The sequence below is a fragment of the Photobacterium indicum genome, from assembly GCF_003026215.1.
In the GTDB taxonomy this organism is placed as follows: Bacteria; Pseudomonadota; Gammaproteobacteria; order Enterobacterales; family Vibrionaceae; genus Photobacterium; species Photobacterium indicum.
The window spans coordinates 1-15,669 of record NZ_PYOC01000012.1 but is presented as its reverse complement, the minus strand read 5'-3'; the positions used below and the strand labels follow the sequence as shown (position 1 = coordinate 15,669).

Here is a 15,669-nt window from a genome sequence, read left to right as displayed (position 1 = left end):
ACTCGTTTCTTTCTAAAGCTAATCGTGAACCACCAATTTTCTTTTTATTTTAGATTCACTGGTTATAATTCTTATATCTACAACATTTTATTAACGTAATATAAGGAAGTTAATCATGAGCCTTAATCAGGTACCTGCAGGAAAGGACATTCCTGAAGACATTTATGTTGTTATTGAAATCCCAGCCAATGCAGATCCAATCAAATACGAAGTCGATAAAGATACTGGTGCCATTTTTGTCGATCGCTTTATGTCATCCCCAATGTTCTATCCATGTAACTATGGCTATATTAATGACACACTATCGTTAGACGGTGATCCTGTTGATGTATTAGTACCAACACCTTATCCATTAGTGCCAGGCGCGGTTATTCGTTGTCGCCCTGTTGGCGTGCTAAAAATGTCAGATGAATCAGGTGAAGATGCCAAAATAGTTGCCGTTCCACACAGTAAATTAAGCAAAGAGTATGATCATATCCAAGATGTACATGACCTACCTGAGCTGCTTAAAGCACAAATCACCCACTTCTTTGAACGCTACAAAGAGCTCGAAGTCGGTAAATGGGTAAAGGTCGACGGATGGGAAGATGCCGCCGCTGCCAAAGAAGAGATAATGACATCTTTTAAACGAGCTCAAGAAAAATAATACTCATATCATTTTCAAGTAAACGCTTCTATTTAGAGGCGTTTATATTCACCCTTAACATTACAGAAAGAGCATTCCCCGTGAGAATATATTCCTCTTTTATATTGGCATTATTGTTGTTAACCAGCCTCACGATAACAAGCGTGCAGGCAGAAGTTGTTACAGCTGAAGAATTTTGGCAGCATTACAATACAGGCAACCCAATATTGATTGATGTCCGTTCTAATGACGAGTTTATGACAGGTCACCTCCCTCAATCTATTAATATCCCCTTCGATAAAATAGAATCAATTACGTCTTTCTCTGATGATAAATCTCAAATCATTTTATTATATTGCCGTTCAGGTCGACGAGCCGAGATAGCGGAGCAAACATTGAAAAAGTTAGGTTATAACAATATTTATAATGGTGAGAATTACGAAAAGCTTCTTGTCGCGATGCCAGCATCTATCAGTCAGGATAAAAAATAAGGCACGATAACTAACGCTATCATGCCTTTAAATTACTGATTATTTATCCGTTAATTCTGCACAAGCTTACTGGCGATGCTTTATATACACATTCCAATCACCAGTCATGATCTGTGGGCAACCTTGAATAGATAATTGGTATACATATACCCATGCTTTACCCCATACCGTAGATACGAGGTGTCGATCGTATAAAGTAGGATATTCCTCTAAACGATCCAGTGCTTGTAACGTCAAATCATCAACGTTATACACCTCGCCATATAAAGGTAAGGTGTAATCATTATTTTCAATTAAAGCCGGATATAGCCCTAAATCATAAAGGGCATAGCCACTATCCAGTTTACAGGCACCAAGAAAACCCGCTGTTTTCAACCAATGATGGTTACTTTGACCCGCTCTTAACGTGCCATAAACCAGTACGTTACACGACATTATCGTTACCACGCCCTAGTACTATTAATTAAATTCAAACTGATATAGTAAATCGACAGCGCTGTCTAACCCCGATACCGCCTCAACGTATAGATCAGTCATTAAACGATAACGAACGGTAAACTCACCAATAGAATCAAAGATCCCGACACCATATTTCACTTGAAGACCAGGGGCAATATACCCCCCAATAGTGACTTGTGAATCATCACCAGATCCTGCAGTCGAGACACTCAGGTCTTGAACCCCTACCGCTTTGCCTACATCACCCACCAGCTGACCACTTTGCGCTAACCCCATGCCAATCAAAGCGGTGGTCATGGCATTATTATTGTCTCCACCTTCACTATCGATATCTTTACCTTGAAGGATATATGACAGTGCATTTTGTTGAGGCATTGCTGGATCTGAAAAAATATCGACTTTTGGTGCATCTGCAGGACCCGTTACTCGAAGACCAGCAACAACATCATCTTCAATATTATCGGGATCACGAATGGCTTCAATAGATAGATAAGGTTGATCAGCAGGACCATTAAATAGTATTTGCCCTTTACGAATCACTAACTCTTGACCAAAAGAACGATAAGACGACCCTTTAGTGATATTAACTTCACCATAAATCAGTGGGCCTTTTCCTTCTTGTCTAACGCTCAGCTTACCAATAAGGCCCGCTTTAAGTCCAAAAGCAGATAACTTCACATCGTTACCAATCTTCACTAAAACATTGGTTTTAATATCAAATGGAATGCTTTCTTCTTTTTTTACAGGTTTAAGGTTATCGCCAAGAATGATTTCATCATCAGACACTGAAACAGCTGACTGTGGTAATTGCTTAACATTAATACGCCCCCAAGGAATACCTATATTACCAGTAATTTCAGCACGTCGTGGTGATGCTGAAATCATCAAATCTGGCGATACTTTTAATGCGACCATAGGGGGAACACTCACTTGAAGTTCCTTACCATTGACATGTAATTCCGTTTTCCATGCCGCCATATCTTGCCAATCACCCGAACCTCGGATAAGCAACTTACCATCAGGTGTTTGCACATTACCTTGTAAGGTTGCGTTATACCCAGCAAACGACGCTGTTATATCGGCATTGGTAACATCTAAAGGGACTTTTCGCCCAGTCGCCGTTACCTTCGTCACCTTGAATAGACCATTAATTGCCGGGTGCTTAATGGGGCCTGTTACCGTTAAGTTCGTATCAATCTGCCCACCAAATTTATGATAATCCTTAATTACAGGTTCAAGAAAATCAAGCGTAAAACGATCTATCTTAACGTTAGCATTTAGCTGTTGATCACTTGTGAGCTGTGTAACAGTTGCTTTACCACTTAAATCACCGTTATTTTTTACAGCGACCAACCAATCCGCATTCAGTACATCATTTTTAACTTCAGCATTTAATGAAATGCTATCCCAACCAACAATAAAGGGCTCTTCATCACGGGTCATTTGTTGTAAAACAGAGCCAGAAGGAAGCTTAATTTGAGCCTTTACATACGGTGATGATTGGGGGGCCCATGTTGCTTCTAAGTTAGCACCCACTTTACCGGTTAACGTTGTATTTTCTGGTATAAATGGTTTTATTAAATCAAAATCAAAATCATTAACTGCAACTTTTGCATGACCAGAAGCTCCTGCCTCTAGGTTTTCAACTAAGCACAATGATGATTTATCTTGTTGCCAACAATGTGTTGCAACATTTGCTAATGCTGTTTTTAAGTTATACCCCAATGCTGTTGGCTTATTCAATGTCCAAGAGCCAACAGGCGTCTCGATTTGGGCTTGATTGAGTAGACCTTGCCAACCAGTACTACGATCAAGCTTACCGGTTAATGCTAAATCAGCACTCACAGGATCGGCATTTAAATCAAGCAACAGCTTATGGTTATCCTCTGTTCCCCGAAATGTAAGATTTAAATCATTGAGCTTAAAAGTATCAAATGTTCCATTTTTGGCATTTAAACGAATATCTGCTTTTAATTGGGGAGCGGGAGTCACTTCACCTGCCAATTCAAAAGACTCTAAAGCCACTTGTTCTTGCCAACCTAATGCATTACCACTTAATGCTAAATCAATTTTAGGCTCTGCCATTTTGCCCGATAAATTAACATGACCTTGCACTCGCCCACGAAGCCCGGGTAATGATTGTGCTAAATCTGGCGCATCTATCTGCGCCGACATAGCCCACTCTTTGGTTAGCTTGCCTTTCGCAGTTAAGCCGTTTGGCCCATGTTTTAGATTCAGTCCGTCGGTTTCTAATTGGACGTTCCCCTTGCCACTTCTATCATCAGCATCAAGCTGACCATTTAAAGTAAAGGACTGCTCCATAATTACGCCATCAATGGCTAACTCAGGCAGCGTTACAAACCAGCCACCTTGTTTGGTTAAGCCCCCCGATGTACGCAATGTCCCACTTAAATCCCCCTGAGCATCAGGCCATTCAATACCAGGTTGAATATGACTGAAATCTAACTGCCCTTGCCATCTGACGGCATCTTTCCAGCTTGCATTCGCATTGCCCGTAATAGAACCACCTAGCGTATCGACCTTCAGGCTTTTCAATGCCAGCTTATTTAAGTCACCGTCACCTTTAAGGTTTACAGCAACTGCTGGCATAGGATCCCCATCGATTTTACTTTTCACATTAAATGTAAAGCCATCCAAACTACCTTCAGCATTCAGTGTGGTATTTGCCACTTCAAATTCCGCTTTAGTATCAATCGGCCATTGAATGTGCTTGCTCGACACTTTCAAGTCAAACGGCAATTTAGGGTCTAATGGTGATAAATCGCCAGCAACAATCGCGTCAAGTGTGCCTTTTAAGCTGGCATTTAATGTCAGTTTAGCTAATGAACCCGATGCTTTTAGAGTAAGGTTATGCCCTTGTAAGGGCTCTAACGCGATATCGGTTACAGCATCAAGCAATAATGGATAATCGCCTGTTAACGTGACATTTGCGGTTGCATCTAGCTTTGCTTGAGGCACCACTAACGCAAGCTTACTTATATCAACATCACTGCCTTTAGCGGTTGCTACTAATTCCAATAAACTAACCGCTTGTGGGGTATCACCATTGAGTTTGAAGTCTTTTATTGTAAAACGCTCAATATCAAAAGACATAGGTAGTACGACTTCCGGCAATACGATTGGTTGAGAGGGGGAATCTGCAACACTCTCAGCCGATTTGCTACTGTCCACTTCAGACGCAGGTGCTAATGTAAGGTCTATCCCTTGCCAGTCTGTTGGCTTCAAAGTGATATGGCTACCTTCAAGCTCAGCAGCTGTTGAAAATTGCTTCCAAGCAACTTTATTGCCTAGAATATCTAGCTCAATATCATCGAGTCGAACTCGATCAATACGGATCGGTAATGGCATTACTATTTCAGTAATTGGATCTGTTTCTGGTTCAACATCAGTATCAGGCTGAGAAGCAGGCAGCTCTGGCATCGTAAAACGTACACCTGTTAGCCCTAAATCTGTCACACAAATTTCAGGCATTAGTAGGCAACTATCATCTAACGTCAAATTCACGTTATCAGCCGACAGGTCAACGATACCGTCTTTATATTGAATTTTATTTAACTGGAAACCCTTAAGTAATGCCCCACTGCTACTTTCAACAGATAATGCAGGTAACGCTTTCATTGCCCCCCATACCGCTATTTTTACACCCGCAGGAGTATAAAGAAGGGATGCTATAGCAATGATAAGTAAGAGGATAAGAGCTAGTAATCCTAATGATACGCGCTTCAGCCAGATCATAATTCAGGTCCCAGAGTAAAGTGGAGCTGGAACTTGTCTTTTTCTTTCTCAAGCCCCCAAGCAAAATCAAGACGAATAGGGCCTACAGGGGATGCCCAACGTACACCAACACCTGTACCACGATACCATTCAGGGTTACTGATCCATGCCGAACCATAATCGTAGAATACAGCCCCCCACCAATCCCCATAAACGCGGTATTGATACTCTAGCGTTGAGGTTGCCATGTATTGCCCACCGACTAACAGACCACCATCATTTCGCGGAGCTATAGATTCATAACCATATCCGCGGATACTGTTATCACCACCAGCAAAGAAACGCATAGACGGTGGCACATCTTCAATTTTCTCGGCTATCACGGCACCACCATCAAGGCGTAAAATACCTCGATGATTTTCACCTGCACTGCGAATCCAAGAGCTACGACCACGAAATCTGGCTAAACGCGTATCAGAACCTAAAGCAGGATCGGCATATTCAATTGATATTAACTGCTTATCACCCCACGTTGGCATAGCACCACCTCTGGCGCGGGTCTTGCTGTAAGTAATGCCTGGAATGATCATACTCAGAATGCCTTTCTCTCCATTTCCTTCCTTATCAACACCTTGCTTATAGTCTTCATATAACCAGCGTAGAGAAGCAACACGCTTCCAATCTGAGTCAAGCCGCCAGTGTCTTTCGAGACCAATGTTATACTCGGTACTTTTCGTATCGTGATTATCAACATAACGAATACCGCCAATAATCTGATAATAATCATTCAGTACATCATCAAGTGGAATTTTATACGCCGCCTCAATTTTAGGCTGTACCTTTGATAGTTCTGTTTTAATACTCAGACTATGCCCGGCACTATTTAGCCAAGGCTTCTTCCAGTTAAGCTTTATACGCGTACCAACATCTGTTGAATAACCGATACCCGTCTCAATTTGATTACGAACTTGAGGAGCTAAATTTACAGCAATAGGCACAGTTCCATCATCTAAATGCTGTACATCTCCACCAACAAAAATCGAAGAAAACCAACCAACGGTGGATAAACGCTGATTAAATTCACCCAACTTAGATGCTAAATACGGTTCATCTTTTTCAAATGGGATCAACGATTGCAATCGATCTTCATCAATTTGGCTACCAGTAAACGTCGTGTCTCCAAAGTTATATCGTCGACCACTAGAAAATTCGATGGTAATAAAAGCCTCATTACGCGAGGGCGCCACTTCCATAACACTCTTAGTTAAAGAGGCATCAAAGTAACCTTTACGCAAAGCTAAACTTGAAAGCGATGATTTGAGGGATTCATATTTGCCGTGATTCAGCGATTCGCCTAACCCTAAGCCGCTACCTTTCACCAATGCAATAAAATCAGGATCACTTTCTGCCATACCTGAAAGCACTATATGGCTTTCCGCAATACGTGTAATTGGTCCCTGATCAACCGTAACGGTAATGGATGACTTCTCATCGTCATCTTTAACCTCATAGCTAAAAATCGGTTGATAGTATCCCAACGCTTTTAATGCTTTTTCAATTTCATCTTCCAATTGCTCTTGAAAACGCAGCGTTGTACTGTAGTCATCTTTAGGGATCGCCGATACATAAGCATCCACATTATCCTGAAGGTTCCCTTTTAATCCCTTAATGGTTAGCGACGTATTTGCGAACACTGGTGTAGTTAAAACCATTGCAACAACGATCAAACCAAACCGTTTTAAAACATCATTCATTATTATTTAGCTTCATTGGTAAAGTTTCATCTCAATCAGATGCCGAAATTATTGTGACAAAACAAAAGACCACTGCCAATCTCTCATCCCTGAAAAGCATTGAATATTGATTGTTGGTAAACAATCCTCTATTTTCTATCTAAAAGACAGTGTAAAAAGGATATAACAATGTCATCAAACAAACATAATTTAATCGTACCTAAAACAGCTTTAATTGGGCGAGCAACATCCATTACCCCATCGTTGCCACATGCAGTGAATGGTACGATATTAAATGATGAGAAGCCTAATAATTGCAGCGAAATCATCCTCGGCATGGGCTGTTTCTGGGGGGCTGAACGCTTATTTTGGAATCAGCCAGGCGTCTATAGTACAGCTGTTGGTTATAGTGGTGGGTTTACACCTAACCCTACCTATGAAGAAGTTTGCTCAGGTAAAACAGGGCATTCAGAAGTTGTCAGAATTGTTTATGATCCTTTAATTATCTCTTTAGAACAGATTTTAACTTTATTTTGGGAAAGTCATAATCCAACTCAAGGTATGCAACAAGGTAATGATATTGGCACTCAATATCGCTCAGTCATTTATACAACAACACCTGATCAGCTCACATATGCTCAGCACAGCAAGCAATGTTATCAACAATCTCTTGAACAACAACAATTAGAAAGTCCTATTACAACGGAAATAGAGCCTACTGGTACATTCTATTTTGCAGAAGATTATCATCAACAATATCTATCAAAGAATCCTAACGGCTATTGTGGGTTAGGCGGTACAGGGGTTTGCTTCATACCTTTATAAGCGCAAGCGAACACATTTACAGCCAGAGACCCACAAACTCTGGCTATGTAGCTCCTTCTAACGCCAAATATTGAATCTCACGATTTACTTCTGAAAGTGTGCTCAATGCTTTCAAATCGTGTTTTGTAGACGGTAATAATCGACCATAATCAAACTCAAAAGCTCCAATACCGACAATGAATAAACGTCCTCGGAAGTAGCTTTTCACATAACGGGCAATTTGATTCGGCCTGTATTGCTTAAATATTCTAAGCATAAATCCCTCACTTAATGATCATAATAGTAGACCTTGGATCATCACTTTTGTTTCAACCAATGTAATTACATATGCAATTTTTTCGCCAGCCCGCATTATTTCAGACTGCAACTCACACGCACTAAACGTATCAATGAGTAAAAAACTTGCAGATACAATAGCTAAACGTTGCTTGTCATGTGTCAGCCCTTCGTTATTTGAATAGAATTCATACCTTTTAGTGATAAAGATCGATTATTCCGCACTGGTTTAACCAGATCACAATAAGTTAACTAAGATAATGGTGCGTCTAACAAAAATGGAATTAAAATAATGAATAAGAAGCCAATGATTGTGCTATTAGCTGCCGCCTTATTACCTGGAATGGTAAGCGCACATAACATTCAATTAGGGCAAAAAACACCTAGCGTCTCAGTAACAGACAAAGGTGAAATTATACTGAACAACGATAACATCGCGTATCAAGAATGGGATAACTCAGCTCTAGTCGGAAAGGTACGTGTGATTCAAGCAATAGCTGGTCGCAGCGCAGCCAAAGAAATGAACGCTGAATTTATTGAAGCAATAAAGGTTGCTCAATTACCTAACGAAAACTATCAAACAACCACAATAATCAACCAAGATGATTCTATGTGGGGCACTGGTGGATTTGTAAAGTCATCAGCTGAAGACAGCAAGCGAGATTTTTCATGGTCATCGATGGTGCTAGATGCTTCAGGTTCTGTACAGTCCACTTGGGATCTACAGAAAGAAAGTTCTGCAATTATAGTGCTAGATAAACAAGGTAATGTTTTGTTTATTAAGGAAGGAAAACTAACATCAACTGAAGTGAAGCAAGCAATAACACTAGTGAAAGAAAATATATAATTGCCCACAGCTCCACTTTTATTTAACAAAGCCATGAACAGTGAAGAAAGTAATGTTATATTATTACATTACTTTTGTTCGTGGCGATTTGATACGTGATTAAACGTCGATACCTTTACTTTTTGCGTACAACAATAAGTGTATTGATTGTCCTAATCTCAGTGATTGGGCCGCTTTCGGCTTTACATAAATTAGAAGCACTAGGCACCGAACACCAAATTCAAGATTGTAATATCTGTCATCTCGCGCATATTGCGACACCGACGGAAACAGATGCTCTAATTGAGAGATATCCCCCTCCTATATCACCATTTATCCCCCCTACTCAGCAAGGCTTCTATACGCCAACAGTTCAACAGGCAAGAGCACCACCTCTGAATTCCTAATCAAAAATAACCTCTTTAATTTTAAACTTAGGAATCATAATGACTTTTCCATCAAACATTTCAGCCCTTGCGATCGCCGTTAGTTCTTTAGTTTCAACTGTAGCTTTTGCTGATGATAGCTTTCGTCAACACGACGCTCATGTCCATGGTGTTGTAGAGCTCAATATTGCGCAAGATGGCAATGATCTTCTTCTAGAGATCACGGCACCCGGGTCCGACATTGTCGGGTTCGAACATGCCCCAAAAAACCAAGAGCAAACTCAAGCATTGCAGCAGGCAACATCAACCCTGAAAAAGGCCACGTCTCTTTTTCAAATTAATTCAGATGCAAATTGCGAATTAACGGATAGCTATGTAAATCAGTCGCTCTCAAAAAATGGGGATGATCATCGCAATCATGACGACCACGACCATAGCAGCCATGACGACCACGACCATAGCAGCCATGACGACCACGACCATAGCAGCCATGACGACCACGACCATAGCAGCCATGACGACCACGACCATAGCAGCCATGACGACCACGACCACAGCAGCCATGACGACCACGACCACAGCAGCCATGACGACCACGACCACAGCAGCCATGACGACCACGACCACAGCAGCCATGACGACCACGACCACCACAGCAATCATGATGACCACGACCACAACAATCATGACGACCACGACCACAACAATCATGACGACCACGACCACAGCAATCATGATGACCACGACCACAGCAATCATGATGACCACGACAGCAATCATGCTAATAAGCATGGTGAATTTACAGCACAGTACAGTTTCAGCTGTAAAAACATCGCTCAATTAAAGGAAATAAAACTGTACTGGTTCAATCACTTCCCATCGACAGAAAAAATATTTGTTCAAGCTATTACAAATAAAAGTCAGCAAGCTAATCAATTAACTGAAAATAACGCTACTTTAAAATTTTAGTCATAATAGGGGGGGGGGAAATATACCCCCTATTCTTGGGAGATATGATGGTAATTATTGAACTTAATAAATTGACGTTTCGCTGGCCAGAGCAACAAACTGACTTACTTAACATCGCTAATTTAAAAATTAATAAAGGTGAAAAGGTCTTCTTAAAAGGCCCCAGTGGTAGCGGTAAATCGAGCCTTCTAAGCTTACTTGCAGGGATCACCCAACCGACGTCAGGCCATGTGAACTTATTAGGACAACCATTCAGTAAATTGAAATCAACGCAACGCGACAAATTTCGGGCACATAACATTGGATATATATTCCAAATGTTCAACCTGCTCCCTTACCTGTCAGTTATCGATAATGTCTTGCTACCTTGTCGATTCTCGAATCAAAGAAAACAAAAAATCCAAGGTCATCTTGAAGCTGAAGCTAAACGGCTTTTACAGCAACTTCACTTACCCGATGATTGCTTATATAGACCTATAACAGAGCTCAGTATTGGCCAACAACAGCGGGTTGCTGCAGCAAGGGCTTTAATTGGCAAACCTGAGCTACTCATCGCAGATGAACCAACTTCAGCATTAGATCATGATAATAGAGAAGCTTTTATTAAATTGCTTATGAATGAATGTAACGATGCAGGTATAACGCTCTTATTTGTTAGCCATGACACCACCCTAGAACCTCTTTTTAGTCGTAGCATCGCTCTAAACGATATTAATCAAGCAGGTGTTCAATGAAGGCTATTTTAAGATTAGCATGGCAAAGTCTAGTGAATAGAAGAACCACTGCCTTGTTAACGTTACTAACCGTTGCAATATCAGTCACTCTATTACTAGGTGTCGAGAGAGTCAGAACACAAGCTAAAGCAAGCTTTGCCAATACGATATCCAATACTGATTTAATTGTTGGCTCTCGCTCAGGACAAGTTAACTTACTACTTTATTCAGTCTTTCGCATTGGCAATGCCACCAATAATATAGACTGGCAAAGCTATCAAGAAATAAGTCATCAACGAGCAATAAAATGGGCAATCCCTATATCTTTAGGAGACTCTCACCGCGGATTTCGTGTAATAGGTACCAATGATAGTTACTTCAAGCACTATCAATATGGACAAAAGCAGCACCTAACTTTTAGTGACGGACGACCATTTAACACCTTATTTGAAACTGTAGTAGGTGCTGAAGTTGCCAAAAAATTAAACTATAAGATCAATGATGAAATCGTTATTGCCCACGGTATAAGTGACAAAAAATTTAATCGCCACGATAACTTACCCTTCAAAGTTGTTGGAATATTAAAACCAACAGGCACACCAGTAGATAGAAGTGTGCATATCTCTCTCGGAGCCATAGAAGCTATTCATGTGGGTTGGGAGTCAGGGGCAAGAATTGGGCAAACACCCGATGCCGCACAACTTGCCGAGTATCAATTCGAACCTAAGCAAATAACCGCCTTCATGCTGGGATTACACTCTAAAATACAGACCTTTGCTTTACAGAGATCCATTAATACTTATAAAAAAGAACCACTCAGTGCCATTATGCCTGGTATAGCGCTACATGAGCTATGGGGGATGATGTCGATTGCAGAGCAAGCATTATTAGTTGTATCAGGGTTTGTAGTCATTGCAGGGCTACTTGGTATGCTAACAAGCTTACTGACAAGCCTGAATGAAAGGCGTCGCGAAATGGCTATTCTAAGAGCAATGGGAGCTCGCCCAAGCCATATATTCTTTCTATTAATAAGTGAAGCTACTGTTTTAACATCTGCGGGGATAGTGCTTGGCACAATACTACTTTACGTAGGGTTGTTTGCACTTCAGCCGATAATACAGCAGCAATTCGGCTTTTTTATTGAGGTAACATTATTGAGTACTTACGAACTAACTTTACTCGCCTTAGTACAAACAGCCGGAATCATCGTGGGAATTATTCCGGCGGTAAGAGCTTATAAGCATTCATTAGCAGATGGTATGACGATCAAAATATAAAGGATTCAAAAATGAAAAGATGGCTCATCGCAATTGTCTTCTGTTTACCAACACTAAGTAACGCCGAAGATGTATTAAAATTAGATTGGATTGATCTTGTACCACAACAAGAGAGAAAGCTGCTAGATCAAAAAAACATGATGCCTTTATTAAATCATGATGGAGAGGCAGTAAAACAATCAATGATCGGCGCAGTAAGAGAAGAACTAAACGGTAGTGAAGTGAAAATACCAGGTTTTGTTATACCTTTAGAAGGAGACGATAAGGTTGTAACTGAATTTTTACTTGTTCCTTATTTCGGGGCTTGTGTACATGTACCGCCGCCGCCGCCTAACCAAATTATCTATGTTAAGTTTGATAAAGGTGCCCCGATTCAACAATTATGGGATGTTGTCTATGTCGTAGGCCGCTTAAAAACACAACACATTAGCCATGATATGGCTGAGGTCGGCTACCTATTAGAAGGAACTGCATTAGAAGAATACGATGATATGTAGTGTCACATTCTAACCTAGTTATTACTTACCTTGCTAATCATACGTGCGTAGCAAGGTAAGCCAACATAGAGACATAACCAAGTATGAGAAAAATATCAGTCATCCGTTTAGTCAATTTATTCATCATCTCCTCTCCCTAAGTACCTAAACATAACCAGGTTAACAAATTTAACCATTAATTAACAATGATATCACGCATCTTGATCTAAGCCACAATTAACTGGTAAAACTATACAGGGCAAACTCGAATTGGATTAGCTATGAAAGCAGGAAAGCAAACAGAACTAATAACTTTAGAAACAAAGACATCAATAGTTAATGAAAAGAAACACCAACTAAAAAGTGCACAAAATAAAGCAGAAGAAATCGCACAAAAACATGCAATAAGTGCCCAAATAAAACAAACAGAACATGATATTCAGCAGCGAACCTCTAACAGAATTTTACTCGAACAAAAAAATGAGCAACGAAACCTTGAAAGAGTTATTAAGGTTACCTATGAGGCATGTAGGGATGAAACTGCAGGAGATCCCGATCCAGACTGGTTAGCTCGGTTCTTTTCGATGGCAAAAAAAATTCACAGTCCATCAATGCAGATATTGTGGGGGAAGATACTAAAACATGAAATATTATTTCCTGGCTCAGTCTCTTTAAAATCACTCACGACCTTACAAAACATGACACAGCGTGAGGCTCAGATCTTCCAGCAAGCAACCTCATTAACGTGTTACTTTGGCAATGATAAAAGCCAGAAAATTTTAACAGGCATAAAAGAGCAGAAAGGAAAGCTATCTTTATTCAAACAAGTAAAAAGTCATAAAATTCAATATGGTGCTTATCAATTATCATATTCAAATTTACTGATTTTAATCGATCTAAGCTTACTGTTGAAAACCGAACTAGAGTCAGGAGAAATAGCCAAACATATCGACCTGCCTTTTGGCTATAAGAATAATGATTACAGCCTACAGCCAATCAGAAAAGGGATTACATTCACATACTATCGACTCTCTCCAACAGGAGAGGAGCTCGCTAACCTATTTGGAAGTAGCATAAATCAACAATATAAAGACATGCTTTCAAACTTATTAAGCCAACACTTCATAGTGCAAAACAACAAAGAATAAGCCCCAAAAAGCAAAATACATTAGTTACGTATTACCTAATAATATTCATTCATCATCTTTAGTGAAATTGGCTTCTGAGAAGTCATCAAGATCATAAGGCGTTTGTTGATAAACACAATAATTTAACCAATTGGAAAACAGCAAATGTCCATGGCTACGCCAACTCGCTACTGGTGTATTACACGCATTATCATCAGGGTAATAATTCACAGGCATATTAGGCTCTATACCTTGCTCACAGTCACGAATGTATTCATGGTGCAAAGTATCAACTTCATACTCTGGATGACCAGTAACAAATACGTTCCGCTTATCTTTTGTCGACGCTAAATAAACACCAGCTACTTCAGAGGTAGCTAAAATATCTAAATCAGTATGTTCTGCAAGATAGCTAGGAGAAAAGTCAGCATAGCGAGAGTGAGGGGCCTTAAATAGATCATCAAAGCCACGCAAAACAGGGTGGTGGCGATCATGAATTTTATGCTCATATACCCCAGATATTTTTTCTTTCCTTGTTCTCTTTGGCAGATCATAAAGTAACTTTAAACCAGCTTGAGCAGCCCAGCATACAAACATTGTCGATGTCACATGCTCTTTTGCCCAATTCATAATTATCTGAATTTCTTCCCAATAAAGAACATCCTCAAATTGAACTAACCCTAAGGGTGCCCCAGTCACAATCAAACCATCAAAATTACGATCTTTCACCATTTCAAACTGACGATAAAATGTATCTAAATGCTCTGTTGGAGTATTTCTTGTCGGACGATTATCGATTCGTAATAACTCAACATCAACCTGTAACGGACTATTAGATAACAAACGTAAAAACTGTGTTTCAGTTTCTATCTTTTTTGGCATCAAATTAAGCAATAGTACTTTTAATGGACGAATCCCTTGCGTCGCAGCACGTGCTTCTGACATAACAAAAATATTTTCACTACGCAGAATATCTGTAGCAGGTAAACGATCAGGAATTTTGATTGGCATCTTGGTTGTTCCTTACCTTTAAGATGTTTAGACGTCTAGATATCTAATTAAAGATATATAATATAAAGATAAGGTGCAAGTCTCAGAGTGCATAAACTAGTGAATAAATTTGATTCGAATTATTGCCATCAAATAAAGAGCATCGGTTCGTGATGAAATAGTAACGCTAGTTATAGTTAATATACGAATACGTACCAGCAGGTTTATCCGCTTTACGCTAATAACTCATTATAGATAAATTAAGAGAAGAGCTTCATCAAAAAGTGAAATTATCTATGGATAACAGGGAGAGATATTCGGCAATTGTAAATAAAGACAATTGTGGTTGATAAGATTGTTTTATAAACGAAAAAACCCAGCCAAAGGCTGGGTCTTAAATAGGTATTCAGCAATGACCTACTCTCACATGGGGAGACCCCACACTACCATCGGCGCTACAACGTTTCACTACTGAGTTCGGCATGGGATCAGGTGGTTCCATTGTGCTATTGTCGCTGAAAAAATAATGGTGCTAGTACCCAGATTCGAACTGGGGACCTCACCCTTACCAAGGGTGCGCTCTACCAACTGAGCCATACCAGCAAATTATTGGTAAAATCCGTATTTACGAACTTTAAAATTGGGCGCCTGGCGATGCCCTACTCTCACATGGGGAGACCCCACACTACCATCGGCGCAACTGCGTTTCACTTCTGAGTTCGGCATGGGATCAGGTGGAGCCACAGCGCTATGGTCGCCAG

The 15,669-nt window shown here is 40.2% G+C and carries 14 protein-coding genes, 1 tRNA gene and 2 rRNA genes; 9 read left to right on the top strand and 8 right to left on the bottom strand.

Going from position 1 to position 15,669, the window contains the following annotated elements; translation table 11 throughout:
• Positions 1 to 115 precede the first annotated feature (115 nt).
• Positions 116 to 646, top strand: coding sequence for an inorganic diphosphatase (ppa, locus tag C9J47_RS22055; protein WP_107255429.1), 531 nt, complete (start codon positions 116 to 118; stop codon positions 644 to 646).
• Positions 647 to 726: 80 nt separating this feature from the next.
• The gene (locus C9J47_RS22050; RefSeq protein ID WP_245903585.1) at positions 727 to 1,116 is read left to right on the top strand and encodes a rhodanese-like domain-containing protein; all 390 of its coding nucleotides are present in this window, start codon (positions 727 to 729) and stop codon (positions 1,114 to 1,116) included.
• Between the two features lie 66 nt (positions 1,117 to 1,182).
• Here the strand turns inward: C9J47_RS22050 and C9J47_RS22045 are convergent, their stop codons facing one another.
• Genes C9J47_RS22045 through tamA form a run of 3 tightly spaced genes read right to left on the bottom strand, consistent with a single transcriptional unit; the run spans position 1,183 to position 7,064 of the window.
• The gene (locus tag C9J47_RS22045) at positions 1,183 to 1,551 is read right to left on the bottom strand and encodes a gamma-glutamylcyclotransferase family protein (RefSeq protein WP_107255428.1); all 369 of its coding nucleotides are present in this window, start codon (positions 1,549 to 1,551) and stop codon (positions 1,183 to 1,185) included.
• Between the two features lie 24 nt (positions 1,552 to 1,575).
• Positions 1,576 to 5,331 (bottom strand): autotransporter assembly complex protein TamB, encoded by a 3,756-nt coding sequence (gene tamB / locus C9J47_RS22040; protein ID WP_107255427.1) that lies wholly within the window; start codon positions 5,329 to 5,331, stop codon positions 1,576 to 1,578.
• Positions 5,328 to 7,064, bottom strand: coding sequence for an autotransporter assembly complex protein TamA (gene tamA / locus C9J47_RS22035; RefSeq protein WP_107255426.1), 1,737 nt, complete (start codon positions 7,062 to 7,064; stop codon positions 5,328 to 5,330). Before tamA ends, tamB begins: the two co-directional genes overlap by 4 nt.
• A gap of 168 nt (positions 7,065 to 7,232) precedes the next feature.
• On the opposite strand from tamA, the gene msrA reads away from it, so the two are divergent.
• A complete protein-coding gene (gene msrA / locus C9J47_RS22030) occupies positions 7,233 to 7,868 on the top strand; it encodes a peptide-methionine (S)-S-oxide reductase MsrA (RefSeq protein ID WP_107255425.1) in 636 nt (211 codons plus the stop codon).
• A gap of 43 nt (positions 7,869 to 7,911) precedes the next feature.
• Here msrA and C9J47_RS22025 read toward each other — a convergent pair whose 3' ends face one another.
• On the bottom strand, positions 7,912 to 8,124 hold the full coding sequence (locus C9J47_RS22025; RefSeq protein WP_107255424.1) for a DUF1107 domain-containing protein: 213 nt from the start codon (positions 8,122 to 8,124) through the stop codon (positions 7,912 to 7,914).
• A gap of 312 nt (positions 8,125 to 8,436) precedes the next feature.
• Between C9J47_RS22025 and C9J47_RS22020 the strand changes: the two genes are divergently transcribed.
• The 6 genes from C9J47_RS22020 (at position 8,437) to C9J47_RS21990 (ending at position 13,939) form a co-directional block, all read left to right on the top strand.
• Entirely contained in the window at positions 8,437 to 8,991 is a 555-nt protein-coding gene (locus C9J47_RS22020; RefSeq protein WP_107255423.1) for a YtfJ family protein, read from the top strand.
• Positions 8,992 to 9,416: 425 nt separating this feature from the next.
• Complete coding sequence (zrgA, locus tag C9J47_RS22010) at positions 9,417 to 10,325, top strand: zinc uptake protein ZrgA (protein ID WP_107255422.1); 909 nt, start codon at positions 9,417 to 9,419, stop codon at positions 10,323 to 10,325.
• A gap of 47 nt (positions 10,326 to 10,372) precedes the next feature.
• Positions 10,373 to 11,059, top strand: a complete 687-nt coding sequence (locus C9J47_RS22005) for an ATP-binding cassette domain-containing protein (RefSeq protein ID WP_107255421.1) — start codon at positions 10,373 to 10,375, stop codon at positions 11,057 to 11,059.
• Positions 11,056 to 12,315, top strand: coding sequence for an ABC transporter permease (locus C9J47_RS22000; protein ID WP_107255420.1), 1,260 nt, complete (start codon positions 11,056 to 11,058; stop codon positions 12,313 to 12,315). The genes C9J47_RS22005 and C9J47_RS22000 overlap by 4 nt, the downstream gene beginning before the upstream one ends.
• 11 nt (positions 12,316 to 12,326) lie before the next feature.
• Positions 12,327 to 12,812, top strand: a complete 486-nt coding sequence (locus C9J47_RS21995) for a DUF3299 domain-containing protein (RefSeq protein ID WP_107255419.1) — start codon at positions 12,327 to 12,329, stop codon at positions 12,810 to 12,812.
• 260 nt (positions 12,813 to 13,072) lie between these two features.
• Positions 13,073 to 13,939 (top strand): TIGR03899 family protein, encoded by an 867-nt coding sequence (locus tag C9J47_RS21990; protein WP_107255418.1) that lies wholly within the window; start codon positions 13,073 to 13,075, stop codon positions 13,937 to 13,939.
• A 45-nt stretch (positions 13,940 to 13,984) separates the two neighbouring features.
• Here the strand turns inward: C9J47_RS21990 and metA are convergent, their stop codons facing one another.
• The 4 genes from metA to rrf (C9J47_RS21970) all read right to left on the bottom strand — a co-directional run bounded on the left by metA (position 13,985) and on the right by rrf (C9J47_RS21970) (position 15,669).
• Positions 13,985 to 14,929 carry a homoserine O-acetyltransferase MetA gene (gene metA / locus C9J47_RS21985; protein ID WP_107255417.1) on the bottom strand — a complete coding sequence of 315 codons (945 nt, stop codon included), beginning with the start codon at positions 14,927 to 14,929 and terminating at the stop codon, positions 13,985 to 13,987.
• Positions 14,930 to 15,312: 383 nt separating this feature from the next.
• A 5S ribosomal RNA gene (rrf, locus tag C9J47_RS21980) occupies positions 15,313 to 15,428 on the bottom strand.
• A gap of 7 nt (positions 15,429 to 15,435) precedes the next feature.
• A tRNA-Thr gene (locus tag C9J47_RS21975) sits at positions 15,436 to 15,511 on the bottom strand.
• Positions 15,512 to 15,554: 43 nt separating this feature from the next.
• Positions 15,555 to 15,669: ribosomal RNA gene (rrf, locus tag C9J47_RS21970) — 5S ribosomal RNA — on the bottom strand.